This window comes from Vibrio sp. M250220, from assembly GCF_036533795.1.
Lineage (GTDB): Bacteria > Pseudomonadota > Gammaproteobacteria > Enterobacterales > Vibrionaceae > Vibrio.
Genome location: NZ_JATABI010000218.1, coordinates 1 through 412, shown reverse-complemented (window position 1 = coordinate 412; position 412 = coordinate 1). Strand labels below are relative to the sequence as shown.

Sequence of the window (412 nt, the reverse complement as noted above, 5' to 3'; positions counted from 1 at the left end):
TTAACTCAGTCCCTAACCGAAAACCTTCCCAATGGATGGACACTGGCACCAACCAATGGCAATTGGAGTTGACCTTGCCTGCATTTACCATAGGCCAACGGATTGGCTTACAAATAACGCGTAAGCCCAAACAAGTTTATAGCTATGGCACCAGTGAGGCGATGCCAGCTGTTATGCTTAATGAGCAGAACGGCACATGGAGCCAAAAAAAAGAAGAAGGTAGCCCCGTCACCTATCGATTAGATTTGGGTGGTAGTACGGATGATACCATCACGGTACTGGTTAGCATGCCGTTTAACTGGCAAGCCTCAAAACATCAACAACTGGGCTATATAGCGTCAGGTAAAAAACAAGGTGATTTAACCGTAGAGCCTGCGCCAAAAGAATTTGGCACTCGTCTTATTGAAGTGAG

The 412-nt window shown here is 46.1% G+C and carries 1 pseudogene; it reads left to right on the top strand.

What is annotated here, in order from left to right:
• A pseudogene (locus QTN94_RS20715) lies at window positions 1-412 on the top strand (hypothetical protein); the annotation flags it as partial.